We start from the raw sequence: 1,744 nt of genomic DNA, 5'->3' as shown, positions 1-1,744 counted from the left end.
GGACTCTACAATAACGGCACTGACACTTATACCTTCACGGCGACGGTGGAAGATGCGTATGGCAATCTGGTAGTGGATAAACCGATCGATATCGACTGGCAGACAGACCCAACGGTTGATGGATTAATCCTGACGAAACAGAGCAGTCCGGTGAGTAACGCACAGGGACAGGTCACCGCGACGTTAAGCAGCACAGTGGTAGCGATTGATGTACAAGTGTCTGCCAAAACGGCTACCCAGCAGACGCCAAGGAATGCTGATAAAAAAGTCAGTTTTATCAGCCCTGATGAGCTTGCTTCTCTTACTGTTAGCCCAGATCATGTAACGGAAGGAGGAGGCGAGGGGCATACTTATACATTTACTGCCACAGTAAAAGATTTTTCCGGGCAGGCGAAAAGCGGTGTTACGGTGGCTTGGAGTGCAACAAATAGTAAGGGAGTTACCATTACTGATAAAAACTTGGTTACTCAGGTAGTGGGTGATGGTAAAACAGATGCTGATGGGAAAGCGCAATATCGGGTATATAGCAAAAGTGGCGGGTTTGTTGCTGTTATGGTAACGGCTAAAGTGAATGATTCACCTGTTGGTTCTAAGAATAAAACGGTAGAAATTAAGGCTGATGAGCAGGATGTTACTGGCTTCTTTATATTGAATTATAATTATGAACGTGAAGCGAAACAAGATTTAGGGCATTTGGTTCCAAAAGAAAGAATGAATTTTGCTTGGCCAAAAATGACGTTTAAACTCGGGTATTTGCCTGAGGAATCATATATAGTTAGTTATACTGGAGTATATGACTCAAGTAATAGGAACGTAGTTGATGTGTATGGAGAGCATTTTCAAGTTAAAAAAGCAGGAATGGTTACATTAACTGCGACGTTTACACACCAAATATCTGGTCGGTATTTAAAATATATTATTCCCGATGTGAAAATTGATCACTTTGTAATTATTGATTCTAACCCGATAGGGCGTGGGATCGGTTACGTTAACTCGGAGAATCGTGTTGACAAGAGTCAACCTTTACCTAGTTGTACAAGAGGAAATAGGATAAAAGAGAGTGATCTTGGTAGATCAATTGATTATATGGTTAATGATTTGGATTTAAATCTTATTCAAAAGGGTTTATTAGGTGATCCAACTAAAGGATTAAGTATTGGAGCAATAAGAATGGGGGGGCTAAAAATAAATAATAAGAGTATTAAGGCTCATGTGTTGAATAAGAACGATAAATGGCTACAGGCTTATGTGGTTTTATGTGAGGAGTAGGGAGGAAATAATAGATAGGTAGTAAGTACCATTGTAGAAGGAAATTATTTTGATAGAAGATTAGGTGTTTTTTATTTATTAGTGTTTAACTTTAATATAAGGTTTAATATGTTGATACTTACAGCAGGTATTGTTTCAGGAATAACGGTTTTAGAAGAATGCTCAGTTATCACTACTATGACTTATAGCGAAAACCTAGCCATGTCATCTTTTCGTTATTTTAACAGATTCAGTCTTTAATGAGTCACTACAGGTTTCTCGTACATTAGCTGTAGCTGGAATTTTTACTCACCAAGGTCATTTAGAACTTGGACAGTGAGGAAAAATTAATTATTTAATTGTTCACTGAAATCAATGTAGATAATATTATTAATGTAAGTGTTTACGTTAATAGTACTATGGAAGAGGAGTTAGATTCAGTAACTATTACTATTGATCCTTATACATTAACCAAGGAAGATGTGGCGGTTGGAGT

The 1,744-nt window shown here is 37.9% G+C and carries 1 protein-coding gene; it reads left to right on the top strand.

Annotated elements, in window-relative coordinates; genetic code table 11:
- Positions 1–1,269: Ig-like domain-containing protein (locus PTE_RS14140; RefSeq protein WP_036847655.1), on the top strand; the 1,269-nt coding region annotated here is incomplete at its 5' end.
- Positions 1,270–1,744 lie beyond the last annotated feature (475 nt).

This window comes from Photorhabdus khanii NC19, assembly GCF_000517265.1.
GTDB lineage: Bacteria > Pseudomonadota > Gammaproteobacteria > Enterobacterales > Enterobacteriaceae > Photorhabdus > Photorhabdus khanii.
The sequence above is the reverse complement of the archived record's forward strand: the minus strand, read 5'-3'. Positions and strand labels throughout refer to the sequence as shown.